This is a genomic window from Acinetobacter sp. 161(2023) (assembly GCF_037027805.1).
Taxonomy (GTDB): domain Bacteria; phylum Pseudomonadota; class Gammaproteobacteria; order Pseudomonadales; family Moraxellaceae; genus Acinetobacter.
This window is the reverse complement of record NZ_JAZEYD010000053.1, coordinates 1-516: the sequence shown is the minus strand read 5'-3', so window position 1 is coordinate 516 and position 516 is coordinate 1. Positions and strand designations below refer to the sequence as shown.

The following is a 516-nucleotide window of genomic DNA, read 5'->3' as shown; positions in this document are numbered from 1 at the left end:
ATCGTTAAATTGATTGAAGTAGCCCCAGTCATAACTTCTGTCATTGATAACGTCCTGTCCATGACCCGACTGGAAGATATAGATATCTTTCTCATAATCACCACCAGTCAGCACATCATTACCACTGCCACCAATCAAGGTATCCTGACCAGCACCGCCATTTAGCGTGTCATTGCCTGCTCCACCATTGAGCATGTCATTGCCGTTGTCACCATTCAGTACATCATTCCCTGAACCTGTGATCAGTGTGTCATTGCCATCACCACCGTTTACGATATTGTTACCTTCTCCACCATCTAACAGGTCATCACCTGCATAACCTGTCAGTGTGTCATCACCTGCGCCACCAATCAGAATATCCTGACCTCTCCAGCCATTCAGCACATCGTTACCGTCTGTGCCTGTCAGCTGCATGGTCATACCAATGATGTCCGAAGTAGAGACCGTCTTGTCCGCAAAGATAAAGTTAAAGTCTCGACTATAGGAGTCATTCTCATTCAGGTAGTTCTTAAAAGT

The 516-nt window shown here is 45.7% G+C and carries 1 protein-coding gene; it reads right to left on the bottom strand.

The genetic code is table 11. The features are described 5' to 3' along the window. Nucleotides 1-420, bottom strand: a 420-nt coding sequence (locus WA249_RS18910) for a calcium-binding protein (RefSeq protein WP_336170943.1), incomplete at its 3' end; no start/stop codon positions are given. Between the last annotated feature and the right edge of the window lie 96 nt (nucleotides 421-516).